We start from the raw sequence: 22,318 nt of genomic DNA, 5'->3' as shown, positions 1-22,318 counted from the left end.
GGGGCGAGGTTAGGCCGTTTCCGCGTCGGCGCGGCTCGGGTCGGCGGCCGGTAGGGCCTCCGGCTCCTCGGTTGGGTCGACCTGGCCCTGCGGCTGGCTGACGTCGCGCAGGTGCTTGTTGTGCCGGGGCTCCTGCCGGGTCTTGGCGTCGTTGAGTCGCCGGCGCAGGTCGTCACGGACGTCGTTGAGCGCGGCGTGCAGGTCCTCCTCGGCGGAGGTGGTGACGATCTTCTGGCGGCCGGCGACCCAGCACTCCAGCGTGACCTTCTGCCCCCGGACCTCCCGGTCCTTCACCGACACCTCCAGCTCGGTGGCGTCGGCGTGGAAGCTGGCCAGCCGGGCGTCGAGGGTGGCGAACTGCTCGGCGATCCAGGTGCGGTCGCCCTGCGAGAACCCGGTGCCAACCCGCAGGCATTCCGCCACGGTGGCCGGGTTCGCCACGGCGCTCATCGCCGCGCCTCGGAAGCGGTTGCGGAGCCGATGGTGGTGATCATCATGGCGCTGACCTCTCGTCGACGTGGAGCTGTCGGTGGTGCCTTGATCAAGTCCATACCCAGTTCGGCCGGACCCGGAACCGCCGTCCGCCGCCCGAGTGGGTTGGCCGTACCACACCGGGCCGTGATCAGGGCGTTGTCCACAGGTGGCTTCGTCATCCACAGGCCGGGGTGGGGTGCTGGCGACGGCGGTCCAGACCACTCAGGCTCGTGCCGAGTCGACTCGCGCTGGCAGGCCCCCGATCCCCTGGAGGGACGATGTTCGACACCTACGTAACAATTGTCGGCAATATTCTGACAACGCCCGAGTGGCGGCGTACCACCCAGAGCAACACCCTGGTGGCCAACTTCAAGGTCGCCTCCACCGCCCGCCGGCTCGACCGGGACACCGGCCGCTGGGTCGACGGCAACTCGCTGCGGGTCCGCGTCAACTGCTGGCGCAAGCTCGCCGAAGGGGTGGCTGCCTCGGTGATGGTCGGTGACCCGGTGGTGGTCTGCGGCCGGCTCTACACCCGCGACTGGACCGATGACGCCGGTAACCACCGCACGCTGTACGAGCTGGAGGCGGTCGCCGTCGGCCACGACCTGTCCCGGGGCCGGGCGCGGTTCCTGCGCAACCGGCCGAGCACGACCACCAGCACTGTCGAGGACGCGGACGCGGAGAGCCGCGTGCACGGCGAGCCCACCGAGCCGGTACCGGCCGGGCAGGCGCCCGTCCTGCCTGACGACCGTCCGCTGGACGACGACTTCGAGCTGTCCGACTTCGGCACGCCGCACTCCAGCCCGTTCGCCGACACCAGCCCGTTCGCCGATGCCGGCCCGGTCGACCACGGCGCTCCCGTCGGCGGCGGCGGGCAGAGCGGGGCCGACGACGACGAACTGGCCCTCCCGCCCAGAACGGACGACGACGACCTGGACGACGAGCGGGATGACGAGTTGGGCCCGGTGCCGGACGAGGTGGAGCCCGCGCCGTCTGGTCGGGGGCGGCGTGGCCGAGGGCGGGTCCCGCAGCCGGCGTGACCTTCGGCCCGACCGTCCCAGCCTGCCGCTGACGGCGGCTGGGACGGGGTCCATCCCGGCTGTCTCGGACGGTGGCCGGGATGGCGGTTCCACCGGTGCGAGAGAGCCGCATCGGTGGGCTGGTGCTCCGCAGGCACGTCACGACGGGGGCGGGGTGGCGACGCGACCGGCGTCGTCACCCCGCGTGACCGCACGGGTGGGGCCTCGTCCGCGTCGGCCGGGGCGGTTCACGGGCGTGCTGGGCCGGCTCGTGGGCGCGGCGGCCCGCATTGGGGCGCGCCTGCCGATGGGCTCGTGGAATGCGGCGGGCCGGGTTGGTTCACGGGGTGCTCGTCTAGGCTGGCCGGCCGGAGGTGGTGCGCGTGCGACGGACAGCGCCGGTGGCGAACGCGGTGGGGCTGCTGGCCGGGTACGCGCTGGACAGGCTGCTTGGCGACCCACGCCGGTGGCACCCGGTGGCCGGCTTCGGGCAGGCCGCCGGTGCGCTGGAGCGTCGCCTCTACCGGCCGGACCGGACGGCCGGTGCGGCGTTCACCGCGCTGGCGGTGGGCGGGCCGGTGCTGCTCGGTGCGATCGCCGCGGCAGCCACCCGGAATCGGCCGGTCACCCGGGCAGTGCTCGTCGCTGCCGGCACCTGGACCGTGCTGGGCGGTCGCACGCTGCGACAGGAGGCCACCGTCATGGGGCAGACGCTGCGTGACGGCGACCTGCCCGCCGCCCGGGGACGCCTCGGTAACCTCTGCGGCCGGGACCCGTCGACCCTCGGTGAGTCGGAGCTGGCCCGGGCCACCGTCGAGTCGGTGGCGGAGAACACCTCCGACGCGGTGGTCGCCCCGCTGGTCTGGGGTGCGGTTGCCGGCCTGCCCGGGCTGCTGGGCTACCGCGCGGCGAACACCCTCGACGCGATGGTCGGGCACCGGTCGGCGCGCTACGCCCGGTTCGGCACCCCGGCAGCTCGCCTGGACGACGTGCTCAACCTGGTGCCGTCCCGGCTGACCGGGCTGCTCACCATCGCCGTCTCGCCGGTCGCGAACGGCAACCGGGAGCAGGCCTGGCGCGTGTGGCAGCGTGACCGCAACGATCACCCGAGCCCCAATGCCGGTCAGTGCGAGGCGGCGATGGCCGGCGCTCTCGGCGTCCGCCTCGGCGGCCGCAACGTCTACTTCGGACGCTCCGAGGTGCGCCCGTTCCTGGGTGACGGCCCCCGCCCCGAGGCGCGCCACCTGAAGCGGGCCGCCCAGATCTCCGGCGCCGTCGGCCTGGCCGCCCTCGGGCTGGCCGCCGCGTACCCGCTGACCGTTGGGCGCCTGGCCGGCGCCATCGGTCGACGCGGCCTGGTTGCCGCCCTTGGCCGGCGCGGGCCGGTTGACGCCCTTGGCCGGCGCGGGCCGGTTGACGGCGTTGGCCGGCGTGGCTCGGGCGGCGGCGGTGGGCGCGGGCTGTTCGCCGCCATTGGTGGGCACGGATCGGGCGGTGCCGGTGCGCGGCCGGGCGGTTGGCGAGCCGTCGCGGCGAGGCGGGGGAGCGGGCGGTGAGCGGCGGGCTGCTGGTCGCCGGCACCACCTCCGACGCCGGCAAGAGCGTCCTCACCGCCGGCATCTGCCGCTGGCTGCACCGGCAGGGCGTGAAGGTGGCGCCGTTCAAGGCACAGAACATGTCGAACAACTCGGCGGTGGTGGTCGGGCCGGACGGGCGCGGCGGCGAGATCGGCCGGGCCCAGGCCATGCAGGCCGCCGCCTGCGGGCTCGCCCCGGACCTGCGGTTCAACCCAGTGCTGCTCAAGCCGGGCAGCGACCTGGCCAGCCAGGTGGTGCTGCTCGGCGAGGCGGTCGACACGATCACGGCCGGCACCTTCCGGCAGCTGCGTCCCCGGCTGGCGGAGACCGCGTACGCGGCGCTGGCCGAGTTGCGTGCCGCGTACGACGTGGTGATCTGTGAGGGTGCCGGCAGCCCCGCGGAGATCAACCTGCGGGCCGGTGACTACGTCAACATGGGGCTGGCCCGGCACGCCAACCTGCCCACCATCGTGGTCGGCGACATCGACCGGGGCGGCGTGTTCGCCTCGATGTTCGGCACCGTGGCCCTGCTCGATCCTGCCGACCAGGCGCTGATCGCCGGCTTCGTGATCAACAAGTTCCGGGGTGACCTCGGCCTGCTCCAGCCGGGGCTGGACATGCTGCGGCAGGTGACCGGCCGCCCCACGTACGGGGTGCTGCCCTGGGCGCTCGACCTGTGGCTCGACGCCGAGGATTCGCTCGCCTACGGGCGGGTGCTCGGTCGACCGGCCGCCCCGCACGGCACCGAGTGGCTGGACGTTGCCGTCGTCCGGCTGCCCCGGATCAGCAACGCCACCGATGTGGAGGCGCTGGCCACCGAGCCGGGCGTCCGGGTACGCCTCACCGTCGAACCGGCCGAACTGGCCGCCGCCGACCTTGTCGTCCTGCCCGGCTCCAAGTCGACCGTGGCGGACCTCGCCTGGCTCCGCGAGACCGGCCTCGCCGACGCGATCGCCACCCATGCGGCGGCCGGTAAGCCGCTGCTCGGCATCTGCGGTGGCTTCCAGATGCTCGGCCGGGCGATCCACGACACGGTGGAGAGTCGCCAGGGCAGCGTCCCGGGCCTCGGCCTGCTGCCCATCGAGATCACCTTCGACCCGCGCAAGACCGTCCGGCAGTCGGTGGGCACCGCCGGCGACGACCTGCCGGTGCGCGGCTACGAGATCCACCACGGGTACGTCTCCCACGCCGACCCCGCCCTGACCCCGCTACTGACTGTGGCTGACGGCACCGGCGAGGGTGCGGTGCTCGGCGCCCTGCACGGCACGCACTGGCACGGCACGTTCGAATCCGACGGGTTCCGCCGCCGATTCCTCACCGAGGCGGCCCGGCTGGCCGGACGCACCGGATTCCGGGTCGCTCCGGACAGCAGTTTCGCCGCCGCCCGGGAACGCTCGCTCGACCTGCTCGGTGACCTGGTTGAGGAGTACCTGGACACCGACGCCCTCTGGCGCCTCATCGAGACCGGGCCACCCCCCGGCCTCCCCTTCATCCCACCCGGGCCGCCACCGGCCTGACCGGGCCGGGAGTGCCTTGGCCTGACCGGGCCGGGCGTGCCTTGGCCTGACCGGGCCGGGCGTGCCTTGGCCTGACCGGGCCGGGCGTGCCTCGGCCTGCTGGTTGGGCGGTCTGGAGGGTCGCCGACGGCGACAGCAACGTCAGTGGCGGATGTCGGCCGGGCGGTCAGTGGTGGGAAGGCCGGCGGCGAGCCACGCGTCGACGCCACCGATCATGTCGGTGGCCCGGCGCAGCCCGAGGGTCTGCAGGCTGGCGGCGGCCAGGCTGGAGCTGTAACCCTGCCGGCACACCAGCACGATCTCCCGGTCGTAGGCGGTGGCCTCCGGGATGCGCCAGGCGCTGGCCGGATCGAGCCGCCACTCCAGCACCGTCCGGTCGATGACGACCGCCCCGGGCAGGTCGCCCTGCTCGCGGCGCTGCATCTCGGTACGGGTGTCGACCAGCAGCGCGCCGCCGCGGACCGCCTCGACGGTCTGCTGCGGAGTCAGTCGGTGCAGCCCGGCGCGGGCCTGTTCGAGCAGGGCGTCGATGCCGGGGCTCATCACGTCTCGGAGCACCACCCGATCATGCCGATTCGGGTGCCACCCCGGGCGGCGAACGGTCGCGGCGTCACCCGTCGCCGCCCCAATTCCCCCGGACGTGACGGTGCCCGGCCATGGCCGTCAGCCGGACGTGTCAGGCCGGCCCACGCTGGCCGCTGATTCCGTGTGATCGACTCGGTTTCCCCGACATCGCGGTATCCCTCACGGCGGATACCGCGATGTCAGCGATCTGGAGTCGATCACCCTGACCTGCGGCGGCGGCGGCATACTTCGGTCGTGTACGAACTCGCCAGCCGAGGCCCGCTCGTCGACGGCATCCACCATCCCGCCCTGAGGCGGCCGGAACACGCGAGGCCGCGCTGACCTCCGAAACCGGCCGGCCGGCACCAGGCCACGAGGCCGGGGACGTCGGAGGAATGGCCGATGGGGCCGGGGACGTCGGGGGATTGGCCGATGAGGCCGGGGACGTCGGAGGAATGGCCGATCGGGCCGCGGATGTCGAGGGATTGGCCGACGAGGCCGAGGACGTCGTCGGGGGATTGGCCGACGGGGCCGGGGACGTCGAGGGAATGGCCGATGGGGCCGAGGACGTCGAGGAGGCACCCGGCCACTTGACCGGCAGGTCGACCGTGGTGGTCGTCGAGGCGTACGCCGAGTTGGCCCGCCGGGTGCTCGCGGGCCCGGCGCGGTTGGGGCGGACCCGGTTGGTGGCGGTCGACGGGCCGAGCGGCGCGGGCAAGAGCCGGTTCGCCGCGCACCTCGCGGACGCCCTGGCGGTGCTGGCCGGCGGTGATCGGCCGCCGGTGGTGCACACCGACGACCTGCTGGACGGCTGGGACGACCAGCTCACCTTCTGGCCGCGCCTGGACGAGGAGGTGCTGGCCCCGCTGCGCGCCGGGAGGCCCGGTGCCTACCGGCGCTACAGCTGGGTCCGGCGCTGCTTCCTGCCCCACCCGATCCCGGTGCCGGCCGCGCCGGTGCTGGTCCTGGAAGGGGTCAGCGCCGCGCGCGCCCTCGTCCGGCCGGAGCTGACCCTGGCCGTCTTCGTGACCGCGCCCGCGCCGTTGCGGCTGGCTCGCGCGGTCGCCCGGGACGGGCCGGAGATCCTGCCCGAGCTGCGCCGCTGGCACGCCGGGGAGCGGGCACACTTCGAGGCCGACGACACGGTCACCCGGGTCGACCTGGTGGTCGACGGTGCGCCGACCCTGCCGCACGACGCTGAGCGGTACTACGTGCGCACCCGTTGACCCGAGCGGGGCATGGACGCCGGCCACCGGCTGGGGCACGATACGGGAAAGGTCGGGTACGGCGAACGGGGAGCCACATGTCGGCAACGGACACGCCCGCACGGCGTCGGATCACCCTGACCGGCATCAGCTCCCGGGCCTGGGAGCATCCGGCCGACCGCGGCGCTCTGGTCGCGTTGCGGGAGCTGCGAGGGTTCGACGACGTGCTGCGGGCGTTCTTCGGCATGTGGAACGAACGCGGCTTCCGGCTCTCCGTGCTGGCCTCCGGCATCCGGGTCGACCACCGGCAGTACCCGGCGGTGTGGCAGCGCTACACGGAGGCCGCCGCGGCGCTCGACGTGGCGGAGCTGCCCGAGCTGTACGTGACCCAGTCGCCCTGGCTGGGGGCCGAGGCGGTCGGCCTGGACCGGCCGTTCATCGTGCTCAACTCCGCCTGCGTCCAGCAGTTCGACGAGGACGAGCTGCGCTGCCTGCTCGGCCACGAGTTGGGGCACGTCGGCAGCGGGCACGCGGTCTACAAGACGATGCTGATGATCCTCACCCGGTGGGCGGCCAACCTGAGCTGGTTGCCGGTCGGCGCGTTCGCGCTGCGGGCGATCATCGCGGCGATGCTGGAGTGGTGGCGCAAGGCGGAGCTGTCCGCCGACCGGGCCGGTCTGCTCGCCGGGCAGGACCCGGCCGCCGCGCTGCGGCTGCTGATGAAGCTCGCCGGCGGCGGTGACCTGTCCCAGATCGACACCACCGCCTTCCTGGAACAAGCCGCCGAATACTCCGGTGGCGGCGACCTGCGGGACAGCCTGCACAAGATCCGGATGACGGCCTGGAGCACCCATCCGGCGCCGGTGGCACGGGCCGCCCAGTTGCGGCAGTGGATCGACTCCGGGGCGTACGGGCGGGTGCTGGCCGGGGACTACCCGCGCCGCGACGACGACGGCTCGACCAGCGTCTCGGAGGAGATCAAGGCGGCTGCCGAGTCGTACCGGGAGGAGTTCAGCCGGTCCACCGACCCGCTGGTCGGGTTGCTGCGTCGCCTCGGTGACGGCGCCAGCGACGTCGGCGAGTGGGTGGGCGACACCGCCGGTCGGGCCCGCTCCTGGATGGATGCCGCCACCGAGGCCGCCGGCCGCGCGCAGCGCGCCGGTCGGGCCGCGCCGGGCGCTCCGGCGGGTGCCGGCTCGCCGGGTGGCGGTGAGGGTACGGGCTCGGCCGGCACGTCGGGGTAAGGCCGGCATACGATGCCGGTCATGACCACACCGATCATGTCCGAGTCCGAGGTGCGGGCCGCCGTCGAGCGGGAGATGCCCGGTGTCCGGGCCGACCTGGAACGCCTCGTCCGTATCCCCGGCATCGCCTTCGAGGGCTTCGACCACTCGCACGTGGAGCGCTCCGCCGAGGCGGTCGCCGAGCTGCTGCGCGGCTGTGGCCTGGACGTCAACATCGTGCGTTCCGGCGGGCAGCCCGCGGTGATCGGCCGTCGGGCCGCCCCGCCCGGCGCGCCCACCGTGCTGCTCTACGCCCACCACGACGTGCAGCCGGTCGGCGACCGGTCGCTGTGGGAGTCCGACCCGTTCGAGCCGGTGGAGCGGGACGGCCGGCTCTACGGGCGGGGGGCGGCCGACGACAAGGCCGGCATCATGGCGCACATCGCGGCGCTGCGCGCGTACGGGGACGCACTCCCGGTCGGCGTGGTGCTCTTCATCGAGGGCGAGGAGGAGTACGGCTCCGACTCGCTGGAGCGGCTGCTGGCCGAGCACCGCGACGAGATCGCCTCGGACGTCATCGTGATCGCCGACTCCGGCAACTGGGACATCGGCGTACCGGCGTTGACCACCTCGCTGCGCGGCATCGTCAACTGCTTCGTCGAGGTCCGCACGCTCGACCACGCGGTGCACAGCGGCATGTTCGGCGGTGCCGTCCCGGATGCGCTCACCGCGCTGGTCCGGCTGCTGGCCACCCTGCACGACGACGCTGGTGACGTGGCGGTGGACGGGCTGGTGGGCCGCGAGGGCGCCGTCGTCGACTACCCCGAGGACCGGGTTCGGGCCGAGGCCGGGCTGGCCGAGGGCGTGCAGTTCATCGGCACCGGCCGGATCACCGACCGGCTCTGGACCAAGCCCGCGCTGGCGGTGCTCGGCATCGACGCGCCGTCGACCGGCGAGGCGCCGAACGCCCTGGTCCCGTCGGCAAAGGCGAAGCTGAGCATCCGGCTCGCTCCGGGCGACGAACCCAAGCGGGCGTACGCGGCGGTGCGCGCACACCTGGAGAAGCACGCGCCGTGGGGTGCCCAGGTGACGGTCAGCTTCGAGCACGACGGCGACCCGTGCGTGATCGACGCTTCCGGGCCCATGTTCGACGCCGCCCGCTCGGCGTTCCGGACCGCCTGGGACGGCACCGATCCGGTGGACATGGGCGTCGGCGGCTCGATCCCGTTCATCGCCACCTTCCAGGAGATGTTCCCGAAGGCCGCGATCCTGGTGACCGGTGTGGAGGACCCGCACGCCCGCGCGCACGGGCCGAACGAGAGCCTGCACCTCGGAGAATTCGCCCGGGTCTGCCTCGCCGAGGCGCTGCTGCTGGGCAAGGTGGCCGCGGCGGGCACGAACGGGAGCTAGGTGTCGGAACCGTAACTTCCGGTCTGATCTGGGAGTTTGCGGTGTGTCGGGCGCGGGGCTGTTATAGCCTTTCGAACATGAGTACGAACGAGGTGATGGCCCGGTTGGGGGCCGCCGTCAGCGCGCTGGGGGACGTCGACGTCTCCGCGTGGTCCGAGGACACGCTCAACGAACAGCTCGGTGAGCTCTCCGCCGCCCTGGTCGCCCTCGACTCGGTGCTCTCCCGGGTCGCCGGCGAGGTCCGCGCCCGGGGGCTGCGCATCGAGGAACCCGTCTCCGCCTGATCCGCCACCCAGCAGGGTGGCGGCACCCTGCCGACACCGCCCGGGCACGGCAATGCCCGGGCGGTGTCGGAGGTGGCTGGCAGGATGAGGTCCGTGCGGTTCATCGACCTGGCGGCCACCTCCGCCGCCGTGGGCGCCACCAGCGGCCGGCGGGCCAAGGTGGAGCTGCTCGCCGACGCGCTGCGCCGGCTCGATCCGGCCGAGGTGGAGCCCGGCGCCGGCTATCTCGCCGGTGAGCTGCGCCAGCGACAGACCGGGGTGGGCTACGCGAGCCTGCGTGACCTGCCACCGCCGGCCGCCGAGCCGACGTTGACCGTGGCCGCCGTCGACGCGGCCATCGAGCAGATCGCCGCCGTGCAGGGCGCGGGCTCGCAGGCCCGGCGCCGGGCGCTGCTCGGCGCCCTCTTCGCGGCGGCGACCGCCGATGAGCAACGGCTGCTCACCAATCTGTTCAGCGGCGAGCTGCGCCAGGGCGCCCAGGCCGGGCTGCTCGCCGACGCGGTGGCCCGAGCCGCCGAGGTGCCGGTCGCGGTGGTCCGTCGGGCCCTGCTGCTCGCCGGTGACCTGCGCGCGGTGGCCGTGGCCGCGCTGGCCGGGGGCGCCGCCGAGCTGGCCGGGTTCGGCCTGCGGGTCGGCCGGCCGCTGGCACCGATGCTCGCCCAGAGTGCCCCCTCGGTCGACGAGGCGTTGGCCGCGACCGGCACGCCGGCCGTGGTCGACGTGAAGCTCGACGGCATCCGCATCCAGGTGCACCGCTCCGGCAGCGACATCGCCGTCTTCACCCGCAGCCTCGACGAGATCACCTCCCGGGTGCCCGAGGTGGTCGCCGCCGTCCGTGCCCTGCCCGGTCGGGAGTTGGTGCTCGACGGCGAGGCGATCGGCCTGGACGAGACCGGCCGCCCGCTGCCGTTCCAGCAGACCTCCAGCCGGGCCGCCCGGCGCACCACGCCCAGCACCACCGGGCGCACACCGGTCGCTCCGGCGGTGCTCGCGGCCGCCGCCAGCACCGGCCAGGCCGTGCTGACTCCATACTTCTTCGACCTGCTGCACCTCGACGGTGACGATCTGATCGACCTGCCCGGCCGGGAGCGGTGGGCCGCGCTCGCCGGCGCGGTCGACGCGTCGCTGCTGGTCGGCCGTATGGAGGTCGACGGTCCGGAGCAGGCCGGGGCCGCGTTCGCCGCCGCCCTCGACGCCGGCCAGGAGGGCGTCGTGGTCAAGGCGCCGGACGCCCCGTACGACGCCGGCCGGCGCGGCGCGGCCTGGGTCAAGGTCAAGCCCCGGCACACCCTCGACCTGGTGGTGCTCGCCGTGGAGTGGGGCAACGGCCGACGGCAGGGCTGGCTGTCCAACCTGCACCTCGGCGCCCGCGACCCGCGTACCGGTGACTTCGTGATGCTCGGCAAGACATTCAAGGGGCTCACCGACGAGCTGCTGCGCTGGCAGACCGAACGCTTCCTCGACCTCGCCGTCGAGCGCGGCGACTGGGTGGTCCGGGTCCGTCCCGAGCAGGTGGTGGAGATCGCCTTCGACGGGGTGCAGACGAGTTCGCGCTATCCGGGCGGCATGGCGCTCCGGTTCGCCCGGGTGGTGCGGTATCGCGACGACAAGTCCGCCGCCGAGGCGGACACCATCGACGCCGTCCGCGCCATCCACGCCGGCCGGGCCACCGGCTGACCGGCGCTCAGGCGGAAGGGCTCGGCGTCGGCGTCGGCGTCGGCTCGGCGGCCCGGTCCAGCGGGGCCGGGGTGATGCCGGCGGCGCGGCGGGCCTCCCGGCGGGCCACCCAGCCGTAACCGAACAGGGACATCACGGCGAAGAGCCACCACTGCACGACGTAGCCGAGGTTCTGCCAGTTGTTGGCGTGCCCGACCGGCACCGCCTTGAACATGGGGTCGGCGGCCGGGGTCTGCTCGTCCAGCAGCACGTAACCGCCGTACACCGGGTAGGGCAGCTCGCGGGCCAGCCGCGTCACGCCGACCCGTCGGGTCTCCAGCCGACCGTCGCGCCGGTCGACGGCGCCAGCGCCGCTCTCGGTCTCGTGCACCCGGCCGACCACCGTCACGTCGCCGGTCGGTGCGGCGGGCACCTGCGGCTGGGCGGTCGCCCCACCCGGTGCCGGCGGGATCCAACCACGGTCCACGAGCAGCGCGGTGCCGTCGGCGAGCACCAGCGGGGTGAGCACCTCGAAGCCGACCCGGCTGTCCACCGTCCGGCCGCGGACCAGGACGGTGTTCGTCGGGTCGTACCGGCCGGTGGCGGTGATCCGGGTCCAGACCCTGTCCTCGGCGGGGGCCGGGCCGGCCGTTCCCGCACCGCCGGTGGGGGCGCGCAGCGCGTCGGTCAGCGGCACCGGGGCCATCCGCAGGCCGGCGTCGATCCGCTCGTTGATCTCGGTGCGCCCTTGGTAGCGGTCCATCTGCCAGTTGCCGAGCAGCACCATGACCGCTGCGGCGACCAGGGTCAGCGCGAACGCGCCCAGCCAACGTGGGCTCAGCAGGAACCGGTACACGGCACCGAGGCTACCCGTATGACCGGGGCCACTGACCTCGGCCGGGTCGGAACGGTCGAGCCGGCCCCGGTTGGCGGTGCTCGCGCGTCGGGCCGGGCGGGTATCGTCACGCGGACGGACCGGCCCCCCGGTCGGCCGTCGCGCGAACCCGCCGCCCCCGCGAGGAGTCGATGATGACCGTCGTGCCGCGTCTGGTGCTCAGCGCGCCGTCCTCTGGGCACGGCAAGAACGCGCTGGCGATCGGGCTGCTCGCCGCCCTGGCCGAGCGGGGTGTCGACGTCGCTGGGTTCAAGCTCGGCCCGGACCACGTCGACGCCGCCTATCTCGGCCTCGCCGCCGGTCGGCCCGGTCGGGTGATCGATCCCCGGTTGGTCGGCGTCGACCGGCTCGCCCCGCTGGTCGCGCACGGCGCCGCGGGCGCCGGGCTCGCCGTGGTGCAGGGCAGCATGGGGCTGTACGACTCGGTCGGTGGCCGCCCGGAGCAGGAGTCCACGGCCGCCGCGGCCGCCGCGCTGCGCAGCCCGGTGGTGTTGGTGGTCGACGTGGCCGCGATGGGGCAGTCGGTTGCCGCCTTGGTGCACGGTTTCCGCTCGTACGACGAGCAGCTCTGGCTCGGCGGGGTGATCCTCAACCGGGTGGCGTCCTCGCGGCACGAGGGCATGCTGCGCGAGGCGCTGGACGACGTGGGCGTGCCGGTCTACGGCGCGCTGCGCAGGCAGGACCTGCCCGCGGTGCTGCCGTCGCGTCGGCACGGTGTGGCGCCGGTCGTCGACGGGTCCGCCGATGCCGCCCGCGCGGTCCGCCGGCTGGGCGAGGCGGTCGCCGCCACGGTCGACCTGGAACGGCTGCTCGGTCTGGCCCGCTCCGCCCCGCCGCTGCCCGCCGAGGCATGGTCACCGGAGGAGGCGCTCGGTTCGGTGCCGGTCCTGGCGGACCGCCCGCTGGTGGCGCTGGCCGGTGGGCCGGGCGGCAGCTTCAGCCACCCGGAGACCGCCGAGCTGCTGCGGGCCGCCGGCGCCGAGGTGGTCACGATCGATCCGCTGCGCGACGAGGCGCTGCCGGCCGGCACCCGTGCGCTGGTCGTCGGCGGCGGGCTGCCCGAGGCGTACGCCGAGCAGTTGTCGGCCAACCGGCGGCTCTGCATCGCCGTGGCCGAGTTGGCGCGTACCGGGCGTCCGGTGGTCGCCGAGGGCGCCGGTCTGCTCTGGCTGGCCCGGGAGATGGACGGGCTGCCGATGTGCGGGGTGCTGGACGCGGTCGGTGTCAGCCGGGACGGCCTGGTGGCTGGCTACCGGCAGGCGACCGCTCAGACCGACAGCGTGGTCGCCGCGACCGGCACGATCCTGGTCGGGCACAAGGAGCATCGCGCGGTGCTCACCCCGCGTGCCGGTCAGCGGCCGGCGTGGAGCTGGGACGGTGGCGCGCCGGAGGGCTTCGTCTGGCGCAACGTGCACGCCTCCCAGCTCACCCTGCACTGGGCCGCCCACCCGGCGACCGCCGCCCGGCTGGTCGCCGCGGCGGCGACCGACCCGGCGACCGAGGGCGTGCCCGCGCAGCCCGGCGGGGTGCCGGCGTGATCGGTCAGGTGGCGGTGCGCCGCTTCCCGGCGTTGACCGTCTCCACCCCGCGCACCGAGGTGCGGCGGCTCACCGCTGCGGATGCGTCGGCGGCCGGGGAGATCTTCGCCGACAAGCTGACCCGGCGCTGGCTGCCGCTGGCCGACGACTCCGGCCCGATCGACGGGCACGCCTGGTGCACCGATCTGGCCCGGCAGCGCCGCGACAGTGGCGAGGGGGACCACTACGCGGTGCTGCGTCGTGAGGATGACCAGGTGGTGGGCTCGCTGTGGACGCGGCGCACCGACTGGGGCGCACGGCTCACCGAGGTCTCCTACGCGATGGCCCCGCACGCGCGCGGCTTCGGCCTGGCCGCCGAGGCGGTGGATGCGGTGGCCATCGCGTTGATCCTGGAGCACGACTTCCAGCGGGTCGAGCTGCGGGTGGCTCCCGGCAACCTGGCCTCCCGCCGGGTCGCCGAGAAGGCCGGCTTCAGCTATGAAGGGTTGCTGCGCAACGCTGGTTTCGTCCGCGGCGGCCGGGTCGATCTTGAGCTGTGGTCGTTCGTGGCGGCCGACCTGCGCTGACCCTCCCTGGGCCGGTCACCCGACGATGGCGTCCGACGGTGGGGTGAACTGGCGGGTGGGTTGGCCCTTCAGGCCGTCGCGCAGGGTTTCCGCGACCGCCGCGATCGGGATCTGGGACTGCCCGTCACCCACCGCGTTGAACGGGTTGTCCGGGTCGGAGATGAAGCTGGCCGCGGCCAACTCCGGGGTGTAGGCGACGAACCAGGCGGACCGCGTGCTGTCGGTGGTACCGGTCTTACCGGCCACCGGGCGGCCGACCGTACCCCGGACGCTGTCGGCGGTGGACCAGCCGCCGCAGCCTCCGCGCGCCGGGGTGTCCCCGGTCGGGCAGCGGGCGGCGTCGGTGGCCGCCCGGGCGGCGTCCGCGCTGACCACCTGCCGGCAGCGCGGCTTGGCCACCTCACGGTGGAGGCCGCCGGGGGTGACGGACGTGGCCGGCGTGCCATCCCGGTTCATGATCGCCGACACCGGGATCGCCTCGCAGTAGCGGCCGTCGGCCGCGACGGCGGCGTAGGCGTTCGCCATCTCCAGTGGGGTGGCGTCGGAGACGCCCAGCGTGAACGCGCCCCACTTCTTCACCTTCGTCGGGGACGCCTGTTCCCGGTCGACGTCGGTGCGCCAGCGCAACCCGAGTTGTTCGGCCAGCCGCACCGCCCGGTCCGCGCCGACCCTCTCCTCCAGCCACACGAAGTACGTGTTGACCGACTTGCCGAAGCCGGACCACATGGTCTGCTGCCCGGTCATGGCGCCGCTGGCGTTGGACGGCGCCCAGCCGTCGTAGACCGCTGACTTGTACCGGTACGGCGCGTTGAACGAGGTGGAGAGCGTCATCCCGGAGTCCAGGGCGGCCAGCATCGGGAACATCTTGAACGTCGATCCGGCCTGGTAGCCCGGCAGGTCGCCGCCGCCGAGCAGTGGCGCCACCGTGTTCGGGTAGTTGGCCTTCACCTTCGGCCCGGCCTCGGGGTTGGAGCTCTGTGGGTTCTCGCTGAGGTCCAGCGAGTACGTCCGGTTCACCGCCATCGCCTTCACCCGCCCGGTGCCCGGCTCGGCGACCACGATGCCGTTGGCGAACGGGCTGCCGGTGCCCTCCTTGGCGCCGACGTTCTTCTCGGCCGCCTCCTGGATCTTCGGGTCGATGCTGAGCACGATCCGGTAGCCGCCCCGGCGCAGCTTGTCCATCCGTTCCAGCCGGTTCTCCCCGAACGCGGGCTGCGCACTCCACCAGTTCTTCAGGTAGTCGCAGGCGAAGCCCCAGCTGTTGTACTTGTCCGGCACCGCCGCGCAGTCGTTCGGCGGGTTGGTCAGCTTCAGCCGGATCGGCTCGGACTTCGCGGCGGTGACCGAGTCGGGGGAGAGGTAGCCGAGTTGGCTCATCCGGTCCAGCACGTAGTTGCGCCGCCCGGTGGCCTCCTTCTGGTCGGAGTCGGCCGGGTCGTACTCCGACGGCGACTTGACCAGCCCGGCCAGGGTGGCCGCCTCGACCGGGGTGAGGTCCTTGGGGGTCTTGGAGAAGAAGATCTCGCTGGCCGCGTAGATGCCGTACGCCCGGTGCCCGAAGTACGCCGAGTTCAGGTAGCGCTCCATGATCTGTTCCTTGCTCATCTCCTTCTCCAGGTCCAGCGCCATCCGCATCTCCTTGACCTTGCGCAGGCTGGTCTGCTGGGTGGCTTCCTGGACCTCCTTGGGCGTGGTCGCGCTGTCCCGCAGGGCCATCCGGACGTACTGCATGGTCAGCGTCGAGGCGCCCTGCGAGACCCCGTTGGAGCGGGCGTTGGAGACGAAGGCTCGGGCCACGCCCTTCGGGTCGACGCCGTGGTGCTGGTAGAAGCGGGAGTCCTCGGCCGCGACGATCGCCTGCTGGATGTTCGGCGACATGTCCGACAGCTTGGTGTACTGCCGGTACTCCTCGTAGAACATGGTCAGCACGGTCTTGCCGTCCGGGGCGTAGAGGTACGAGGTCTCGGCGGGCAGGGCGGTGGTCAGCAGCTTGGTCTTGTGCTCCACGGCGTGCGCGGTGGCCTTCGCGCCGAGCCCGGTGAGGGCGACCAGCGGGTACGCGGCGGCGGCGATCACGATGCCGGCGATCAGCCCGGCGCGGAGTAGAGGAACGAGTCGACCAGCGGCAGCAAGGGGTCGGTTGCTCACATGGCCAAGTTATGACATTTCCGATTCGAACATGAGAAGAACTCATAAACCATCGGGTGGTGATGCGGCTTACGTCGAGATCGGCTGTCCCACCGGCCGCCTTCCCGGCAGGATCGCGGACATGTGTGATCAGCCGAGCGTGCTGGCACCGGCCGCCGGGGCCGGGGCCGCCCCCGAGCCGGACCTGGCGCACCACGGCGACACGGAGGCGAGCGCCGGTCTGGTCGACCTCGCCGTCAACGTCCGCCGGGCACCGCTGCCGGACTGGTTGGCCGGCCCGATCGCCGCCACCCTCACCGACCTGGCCCGCTATCCGGACCCGGCGCCGGCCCGCGCCGCGGTCGCCGCCCGGCACCGGCGTCACCCGGACGAGGTACTGCTCACCGCCGGCGCTGCCGAGGGGTTCGTGCTGATCGCCCAGGCGCTGCGCGGCATCCGCCGCCCGGTGGTGGTGCATCCTCAGTTCACCGAGCCGGAGGCGGCGCTGCGGGCCGCCGGCCACCGGGTCGAGCGGGTGTTGCTGGACCCCGCCGAGGACTTCCGGCTCGACCCGGACCGGGTGCCCGCCGATTCCGAGCTGGTGATGATCGGCAACCCGACGAACCCCACCTCGGTGCTGCACCCGGCGCGGACCCTGGCCGCGCTGGCCCGCCCGGGCCGGGTACTGGTGGTCGACGAGGCGTTCGCCGACACCACCGCCGTCCCCGGGCGGCCCGGCGAGCCGGAGTCGCTGGCCGAGCGGCGTGATCTGCCCGGGCTGCTCGTACTGCGCAGCCTCACCAAGACCTGGGGCCTGGCCGGCCTGCGGATCGGCTACCTGCTCGGCGCACCGGACCTGCTGTCCCGGCTGGCCGCCGTCCAGCCGCTCTGGGCCGTCTCCACCCCCGCGCTGGCCGCCGCGTCGGCCTGCGCCACCCCCGTCGCGGTCCAGGCCGAACGCGTGATCGCCGCCGAGCTCGCCGCCGACCGCGACCACCTGGTCGCCCGCCTGGCCGACCTGCCCGGGGTACGCGTCGCCGGCCGCCCGGCCAGCGCGTTCGTACTGCTGCATTTGCCGGGCGCGACCCGGGTCCGGGAGGCTCTGCGCGATCGGGGTTGGGCGGTACGCCGGGGCGACACCTTCCCCGGCCTCGGCCCAGACTGGCTGCGGGTGGCCGTGCGCGACCGATCCACCACCGACGCGTTCGTCGCGGTGCTGCGCGAGACCATGGAGGCATGATGCTGGAGACCACGATCGCGGCGATCCGGCCGCTGGACGAGTCGGCCATGGCCGACGCCCGCGAGCTGCACGGCCGGCTGACCAAGCCGGCGGGGTCGCTGGGCGCGCTGGAGGACCTGTCGGTACGCCTCGCTGGCCTCGCCGCGGCCTGCCCGCCGCCGGTGCCCGAGCCGGCCGCGGTGGCGATCTTCGCCGGTGACCACGGAGTGCACGCTCAGGGGGTGACCCCGTGGCCGCAGGAGGTCACCGGGCAGATGATCGGCAACTTCCTGGCCGGCGGGGCCGTGGTCAACGCGTTCGCCCGGCAGGCCGGTGCCTCGGTCACCGTGGTCGACGTCGGCGTGGCCACCCCGCTACCCGCCCAGCCCGCCGCTGAGGCGTCCGGCCCGGCCATCCTCGACCCGTCCGTGCCCCGGTTCGTCAGCGCGACCGTGCGCCGGGGCACCCGGGACCTCGCGGTGACCGCCGCGCTCACCCGGGACGAGGCGCGGGCGGCGGTGCAGACCGGCATCCGGATCGCCGACGAGCTGATCGACGCCGGGGCCGGCGTCCTGCTCACCGGGGACATGGGCATCGGCAACACCACCCCGGCCGCCACGCTGATCGCCGCGTTCACCGGTGCCGACCCGCTCGACGCCACCGGCCGGGGCACCGGGGTCGACGACCCGACGTACGCCCGCAAGGTGGCGGTGGTGCGGGCCGCGCTGGCCCGGCACGCCCCCGACCCGGCCGACCCGCTGGGCGTGCTGGCCGCCGTCGGCGGGCTGGAGCACGCCGCGCTGGCCGGGCTGATCCTGGGCGCCGCGGCCCGCCGCACGCCGGTGCTGCTGGACGGCGTGATCGCAGTCTCCGCCGCGCTCGCCGCCGCGGCGTTCGCCCCGGACGCGGTCGGCGCCATGGTCGCCGGCCACCGCTCGACCGAGCCGGGCGCGACGGTGGCGCTGCGCCACCTCGGCCTCGACCCGCTGATCGACCTGGGCCTGCGCCTCGGTGAGGGCACCGGCGCGCTGCTGGCGCTGCCGGTGGTCACCGGCGCGGTCCGGGTGCTGCACGAGGTGGCCACCTTCGACTCGGCCGGCGTGGCCGAGAAGTGAGCGAGCGCAGCGGGCGAGCCATCCGGCGCGACAGCGCGGCCGCGACGTGAGCACCAACCCGTACCCTCTCGGCCTGCGGCTGGACGGGCGGCGGGTGGTCGTGGTGGGCGGTGGTGCGGTCGCCACCCGACGGGTGCCGGCGTTGCTGGACGCCGGCGCGGACGTGCTGCTGGTGGCACCGGAGCTGACCCCGGCGCTTCGTGCGCGGGCGGACGCGGGCCGGCTGCGCTGGCTGCCGCGCCGGTTCGCGCCCCACGACCTGGACGGGGCGTGGCTGGTCCAGGTGGCGATCGACGACCCGCTCGCGGCGGAGTCGGTGAGCGTCGCCGCCGCCGAGCGGCGGATCTTCTGCGTGCGGGCCGACGACCGCACCGCCGCCACGGCCTGGACGCCAGCGGTGACCCGGCACGGGCCGGTCACCGTCGCGGTGCTCGGCGGCGGCGACCCGCGCCGCGCGATGACCGTCCGCGACGCCATCCGCGACCTCCTCGGTGCGAGCAAGGGCGCCCTGTCGACGCCTGCGGTGGAGCAGGGGTCTCTTGCTGCGGCAGTCGGCGGGCGGGTGGCTCTGGTCGGGGCGGGGCCGGGTGACCCGGAGCTGATCACCGTGCGGGGCCGGCGGCTGCTCACCGAGGCGGATGTGGTGGTCGCCGACCGACTGGTGCCCGGGCTGCTCCTGGACGAGCTGCGCCCCGACGTGGAGCTGGTGGACGCCTCGAAGATCCCCTACGGCCCGTCCCGCGCCCAGGAGGAGATCAACCGGATCCTGGTGGACCGGGCCCTGGCCGGCGCGCTGGTGGTCCGGCTCAAGGGCGGTGACCCGTACGTCTTCGGCCGGGGCGGCGAGGAACTGCTGGCGTGCACGGCGGCCGGTGTTCCGGTGACCGTGGTCCCCGGGGTCACCAGCTCGATCGCCGCCCCGGCTGCGGCCGGCATCCCGGTCACCCACCGGGCGGTGGCGCACGAGTTCACCGTGGTCTCCGGGCACCTAGCGCCCGACTCGCCGGCCTCGCTGGTGCGCTGGGAGGCGCTCGCCGGGCTGCGCGGCACCCTGGTGATCCTGATGGGGTTGAAGAACCTCGGCGCCATCACGGCGACCCTGATCGCGCACGGCCGGTCGCCGCAGACACCGGCCGCCGTCGTCCAGGAAGCCACCACGGGCGCCCAGCGGGCGCTGCGGTCCACCCTCGGCGCGGTGGCCGCCGACGTGCTGGCGGCCGATCTGCGCCCGCCCGCGGTCGTCGTGGTGGGCGACGTGGTGCACGCGCTGGACGTCTGACGACAGCGGGCCGGAGACGACGTCTCCGGCCCGCTGCGGGTGTCAGATCACTGCTTGAGCATGTTGTCCAGCAGCAGGGCACAGCGGATCAGACCGAGGTGGCTGTACGCCTGCGGGTGGTTGCCCAGCCCGCGCTCGGCGAGCGGGTCGTACTGTTCGGGGAGCAGGCCGGTCGGGCCGGCGGTGAGCACCATCTGCGCGAACAGCTCCTCGGCGTCGGTGCGGCGGCCGGTGCGCAGGTACGCCTCGATCAGCCACGCCGTGCAGATGTGGAAGCCGCCCTCGCGGCCGGGCAGGCCGTCGTCCCAGTGGTAGCGGTAGACGACCGGGCCGCTGCGCAGGTCCGCCTCGATCCGGAGCACGGTGGACAGGAAGCGCGGGTCATCGCCCGGAAGCAGGCCCGAGAGCCCGATCCAGAGCGACGAGGCGTCCATGTCCTCGTCGCCGTACGCGACGCTGTACGCCTCGACCTCCTCGTGCCAGCCGTGCTCCAGCACGTTGGCGCCGATCCGGTCGCGCAGCTCCACCCACTGGGGGCGGTCCTCGCCGCCGTGCTGGCGCATCACGTGCAGGGCCCGGTCGACGGTCATCCAGCACATCACCTTGGAGAAGATGTGGTGCCGGGGTGGCAGCCGGGCCTCCCAGATGCCGTGGTCGGGCTCGTGCCAACGGCGGCGAACCGCCTCGACCATGTTGTCCAGTACCCGCCACTCGTCGTCGCGGACCGAGCCGCGGGCGTCGGCGACGGCCGCGATCAGGTCGGCGATCGGGCCGAAGACGTCCAGCTGGAGCTGGTGGTTGGCGAGGTTGCCGACCCGGACCGGCCGGGAGCCGGCGTACCCGGGCAGGGTGTCGATGACCGCCTCGGCGCCCAGCTCGTAGCCGTCGATGGTGTAGAGCGGGTGCAGCCGCTCCGGGTGCCCGCCTGTGCGCTCGATGCAGCCGTCCACCCAGCGCAGAAAGCCCTCGGCCTCTTCGAGGGAACCCAGGTCGACCAGCGCGCGGGCGGTCAGTGCGGCGTCGCGGAGCCAGCAGTAGCGGTAGTCCCAGTTGCGGACGCCGCCCAGCTCCTCGGGGAGCGAGGTGGTGGCCGCGGCCAGGATCGAGCCGGTGGCCTCGTGGCAGAGCCCGCGCAGGGTGAGCGCGCTGCGGGTGACCAGGTCGCGGGAGGTGGACGGCAGCTTCAGCGAGGCGACCCAGTCCTTCCACGGCTGCTCGGCCGCGGCCTGCCGGTCGTGGATCGGCACCCGGTGGTGCTCCAGGCTGTGCGTGCCGAAGCGCAGCTCCAGCAGGACCTGCCCGCCGGCGGCGGAGAGGTCGACGACCGCCTTGGCGGTCTGGTAGCCGCCGTCGTTGCTGACCTGCCACTCCACGCCGGGGGAGTAGAGCGCGACCGGCTCGTTGGAGCCGAGCACCAGCAGGCCGTCGCCGAGCGGCTGCATCTGCACGGCGACCTGACCGAACTCGGGTCGTGGCGCGAACTCCAGCCGGGCCCGGCCACTGCCGGTGAGCACCCGGATCAGGGTCGAGTCGCCGGTGACCACCGCCGGGCCGTCCGGGGTGGTCTCCCGGGCCGGCTTGTCCAGCCAGTCGGTGACGGTGAGGCCGGACCACCGGGTCTCCACGGTCATCGTGCCGGAGCGGTAGCGCTGGCCCAGCGGGATGCCCCCGCGTTCCGGTGCGACGCTGAAGTGACCGGCCGGGCTGCCGCCGACCAGGTCGGCGAAGATCGCCGCCGAATCCGGCTTGGGGTGGCAGAGCCAGCTGACCTTGGCCTCGGGGGTGAGCAGCGCGACGGTGCGGCCGTTGGACAGCATCGAGTGCCGCTCGATCGGCACCGCCCGCTCACCGAAGAGCCAGTGCCGCCGGGTCTCCAGCAGCAGCCCGAGTGCGCGGGCCGCCTCGAGCGGATCGGCCACCCGGTAGTCGGCCTGGGTGTCCCCTGGGCCGATCTTGATGCCGAGGTCCGGCCCGTGCAGGTTGCCGAACGCGTTCTCGTCGGTCACGTCGTCGCCGATGAAGAGCACCGCGCTGGCCGAGAGCTGGGTCCGCAGCTGGTCGACCGCAGTGCCCTTGTGGGTGGCCACCACGGAGAGTTCGAAAACCTCCTTGCCCTGGGTGACCGTGACGCCGTCCCAGGTGGCCGGGCCGTTGCGGACCGCCTCGATGGCCGCGGCGGCGATCTGCGGGTCGACCCCACGGGTGTGCACCGCGACGCTGGCCGGCTTGCGTTCCAACCGGATGCCGGGGTGTTCGGCGGCGATCTCGCGCAGCGCGTCCCGCACCCGGGTGCGCACCGCGACCAGCTCGGGGGAGAGCCGCTCGACGAAGCCGATGTCGAACTCGGAGCCGTGGCTGCCGACGAGGTGCACCTCGCTGGGCAGTCGGGAGAGCGCGGCCAGGTCGCGCAGCGCCCGGCCGGAGACCACCGCCACGGTGGTCTGCGGCAGCGCGGCGAGCGCGCGGACCGCGGCCACCGACTCGGGCAGCGGTACGGCCGTGCTCGGATCCTCCACGATCGGCGCCAGTGTGCCGTCGTAGTCGCAGGCGATCAGGAGCTGGGGGACCCGGGCGATCCGGCCGATGGCGGAGCGCAGCTCGGGGTCCATCACCCCGGTGGCGATCGCCGCTCCGTCGTTGACGGACGTGT

General features: G+C 74.1%; 17 protein-coding genes and 1 pseudogene. 13 read left to right on the top strand and 5 right to left on the bottom strand.

The window, feature by feature from the left end; translation table 11 throughout:
* Positions 1–9: 9 nt before the first annotated feature.
* A complete protein-coding gene (locus ACFY29_RS16480) occupies positions 10–450 on the bottom strand; it encodes an HPF/RaiA family ribosome-associated protein (protein WP_355610130.1) in 441 nt (146 codons plus the stop codon).
* Positions 451–752: 302 nt separating this feature from the next.
* Between ACFY29_RS16480 and ACFY29_RS16475 the strand changes: the two genes are divergently transcribed.
* The 3 genes and pseudogenes from ACFY29_RS16475 to ACFY29_RS16465 all read left to right on the top strand — a co-directional run bounded on the left by ACFY29_RS16475 (position 753) and on the right by ACFY29_RS16465 (position 4,587).
* The gene (locus ACFY29_RS16475) at positions 753–1,514 is read left to right on the top strand and encodes a single-stranded DNA-binding protein (protein WP_386986941.1); all 762 of its coding nucleotides are present in this window, start codon (positions 753–755) and stop codon (positions 1,512–1,514) included.
* 380 nt (positions 1,515–1,894) lie between these two features.
* Positions 1,895–2,869 (top strand): annotated as a pseudogene (locus ACFY29_RS16470) (cobalamin biosynthesis protein); the annotation flags it as partial.
* A 176-nt stretch (positions 2,870–3,045) separates the two neighbouring features.
* A complete protein-coding gene (locus ACFY29_RS16465; RefSeq protein WP_386986938.1) occupies positions 3,046–4,587 on the top strand; it encodes a cobyric acid synthase in 1,542 nt (513 codons plus the stop codon).
* A 141-nt stretch (positions 4,588–4,728) separates the two neighbouring features.
* Here ACFY29_RS16465 and ACFY29_RS16460 read toward each other — a convergent pair whose 3' ends face one another.
* Positions 4,729–5,130 (bottom strand): rhodanese-like domain-containing protein, encoded by a 402-nt coding sequence (locus tag ACFY29_RS16460; protein WP_328426043.1) that lies wholly within the window; start codon positions 5,128–5,130, stop codon positions 4,729–4,731.
* A 569-nt stretch (positions 5,131–5,699) separates the two neighbouring features.
* On the opposite strand from ACFY29_RS16460, the gene ACFY29_RS16455 reads away from it, so the two are divergent.
* The 5 genes from ACFY29_RS16455 to ACFY29_RS16435 all read left to right on the top strand — a co-directional run bounded on the left by ACFY29_RS16455 (position 5,700) and on the right by ACFY29_RS16435 (position 10,950).
* Positions 5,700–6,377 carry a uridine kinase gene (locus ACFY29_RS16455; RefSeq protein ID WP_386988437.1) on the top strand — a complete coding sequence of 226 codons (678 nt, stop codon included), beginning with the start codon at positions 5,700–5,702 and terminating at the stop codon, positions 6,375–6,377.
* A 77-nt stretch (positions 6,378–6,454) separates the two neighbouring features.
* A complete protein-coding gene (locus ACFY29_RS16450; protein WP_386986935.1) occupies positions 6,455–7,600 on the top strand; it encodes a M48 family metallopeptidase in 1,146 nt (381 codons plus the stop codon).
* Positions 7,601–7,636: 36 nt separating this feature from the next.
* Entirely contained in the window at positions 7,637–8,989 is a 1,353-nt protein-coding gene (locus ACFY29_RS16445) for a dipeptidase (RefSeq protein WP_386988434.1), read from the top strand.
* Between the two features lie 77 nt (positions 8,990–9,066).
* Complete coding sequence (locus ACFY29_RS16440) at positions 9,067–9,273, top strand: hypothetical protein (RefSeq protein ID WP_030333429.1); 207 nt, start codon at positions 9,067–9,069, stop codon at positions 9,271–9,273.
* Positions 9,274–9,357: 84 nt separating this feature from the next.
* Positions 9,358–10,950 carry an ATP-dependent DNA ligase gene (locus ACFY29_RS16435; protein WP_386986931.1) on the top strand — a complete coding sequence of 531 codons (1,593 nt, stop codon included), beginning with the start codon at positions 9,358–9,360 and terminating at the stop codon, positions 10,948–10,950.
* Positions 10,951–10,957: 7 nt separating this feature from the next.
* Here ACFY29_RS16435 and ACFY29_RS16430 read toward each other — a convergent pair whose 3' ends face one another.
* Positions 10,958–11,785 carry an SURF1 family protein gene (locus ACFY29_RS16430; protein WP_386986928.1) on the bottom strand — a complete coding sequence of 276 codons (828 nt, stop codon included), beginning with the start codon at positions 11,783–11,785 and terminating at the stop codon, positions 10,958–10,960.
* Positions 11,786–11,958: 173 nt separating this feature from the next.
* On the opposite strand from ACFY29_RS16430, the gene ACFY29_RS16425 reads away from it, so the two are divergent.
* Both ACFY29_RS16425 and ACFY29_RS16420 read left to right on the top strand, forming a co-directional pair.
* Positions 11,959–13,362 (top strand): cobyrinate a,c-diamide synthase, encoded by a 1,404-nt coding sequence (locus ACFY29_RS16425; protein ID WP_386986925.1) that lies wholly within the window; start codon positions 11,959–11,961, stop codon positions 13,360–13,362.
* A complete protein-coding gene (locus ACFY29_RS16420) occupies positions 13,359–13,928 on the top strand; it encodes a GNAT family protein (protein WP_328419565.1) in 570 nt (189 codons plus the stop codon). Before ACFY29_RS16425 ends, ACFY29_RS16420 begins: the two co-directional genes overlap by 4 nt.
* A gap of 15 nt (positions 13,929–13,943) precedes the next feature.
* On the opposite strand, the gene ACFY29_RS16415 is transcribed toward ACFY29_RS16420, so the two are convergent.
* Positions 13,944–16,076 carry a transglycosylase domain-containing protein gene (locus ACFY29_RS16415; protein WP_386986922.1) on the bottom strand — a complete coding sequence of 711 codons (2,133 nt, stop codon included), beginning with the start codon at positions 16,074–16,076 and terminating at the stop codon, positions 13,944–13,946.
* A gap of 121 nt (positions 16,077–16,197) precedes the next feature.
* Between ACFY29_RS16415 and cobC the strand changes: the two genes are divergently transcribed.
* Genes cobC through cobA form a run of 3 tightly spaced genes read left to right on the top strand, consistent with a single transcriptional unit; the run spans position 16,198 to position 19,668 of the window.
* Positions 16,198–17,295 carry an Rv2231c family pyridoxal phosphate-dependent protein CobC gene (cobC, locus tag ACFY29_RS16410; protein ID WP_386986919.1) on the top strand — a complete coding sequence of 366 codons (1,098 nt, stop codon included), beginning with the start codon at positions 16,198–16,200 and terminating at the stop codon, positions 17,293–17,295.
* Positions 17,295–18,389: a nicotinate-nucleotide--dimethylbenzimidazole phosphoribosyltransferase gene (gene cobT / locus ACFY29_RS16405; protein ID WP_386986917.1), complete on the top strand. Its 1,095-nt coding sequence runs from the start codon at positions 17,295–17,297 to the stop codon at positions 18,387–18,389. Before cobC ends, cobT begins: the two co-directional genes overlap by 1 nt.
* A 46-nt stretch (positions 18,390–18,435) precedes the next feature.
* Positions 18,436–19,668, top strand: coding sequence for a uroporphyrinogen-III C-methyltransferase (cobA, locus tag ACFY29_RS16400; protein ID WP_386986914.1), 1,233 nt, complete (start codon positions 18,436–18,438; stop codon positions 19,666–19,668).
* A 47-nt stretch (positions 19,669–19,715) separates the two neighbouring features.
* On the opposite strand, the gene otsB is transcribed toward cobA, so the two are convergent.
* Entirely contained in the window at positions 19,716–22,277 is a 2,562-nt protein-coding gene (gene otsB / locus ACFY29_RS16395) for a trehalose-phosphatase (protein ID WP_328426037.1), read from the bottom strand.
* Positions 22,278–22,318: the final 41 nt, after the last annotated feature.

Source organism: Micromonospora sp. NPDC000668 (genome assembly GCF_042897975.1).
Lineage (GTDB): Bacteria > Actinomycetota > Actinomycetes > Mycobacteriales > Micromonosporaceae > Micromonospora.
Note: the sequence above shows the minus strand (reverse complement) of the source record. Positions and strands in the feature narration are given on the sequence as shown.

Coding starts and splice junctions, on each gene's coding strand:
- ACFY29_RS16480 (WP_355610130.1), bottom strand. CDS start 450: ATGAGCGCCGTGGCGAACCCGGCCACCGTGGCGGAATGCCTGCGGGTT.
- ACFY29_RS16475 (WP_386986941.1), top strand. CDS start 753: ATGTTCGACACCTACGTAACAATTGTCGGCAATATTCTGACAACGCCC.
- ACFY29_RS16460 (WP_328426043.1), bottom strand. CDS start 5,130: ATGAGCCCCGGCATCGACGCCCTGCTCGAACAGGCCCGCGCCGGGCTG.
- ACFY29_RS16455 (WP_386988437.1), top strand. CDS start 5,700: ATGGCCGATGGGGCCGAGGACGTCGAGGAGGCACCCGGCCACTTGACC.
- ACFY29_RS16450 (WP_386986935.1), top strand. CDS start 6,455: ATGTCGGCAACGGACACGCCCGCACGGCGTCGGATCACCCTGACCGGC.
- ACFY29_RS16445 (WP_386988434.1), top strand. CDS start 7,637: ATGTCCGAGTCCGAGGTGCGGGCCGCCGTCGAGCGGGAGATGCCCGGT.
- ACFY29_RS16440 (WP_030333429.1), top strand. CDS start 9,067: ATGAGTACGAACGAGGTGATGGCCCGGTTGGGGGCCGCCGTCAGCGCG.
- ACFY29_RS16435 (WP_386986931.1), top strand. CDS start 9,358: ATGAGGTCCGTGCGGTTCATCGACCTGGCGGCCACCTCCGCCGCCGTG.
- ACFY29_RS16425 (WP_386986925.1), top strand. CDS start 11,959: ATGACCGTCGTGCCGCGTCTGGTGCTCAGCGCGCCGTCCTCTGGGCAC.
- cobC (WP_386986919.1), top strand. CDS start 16,198: ATGTGTGATCAGCCGAGCGTGCTGGCACCGGCCGCCGGGGCCGGGGCC.
- cobT (WP_386986917.1), top strand. CDS start 17,295: ATGCTGGAGACCACGATCGCGGCGATCCGGCCGCTGGACGAGTCGGCC.
- otsB (WP_328426037.1), bottom strand. CDS start 22,277: ATGGACCCCGAGCTGCGCTCCGCCATCGGCCGGATCGCCCGGGTCCCC.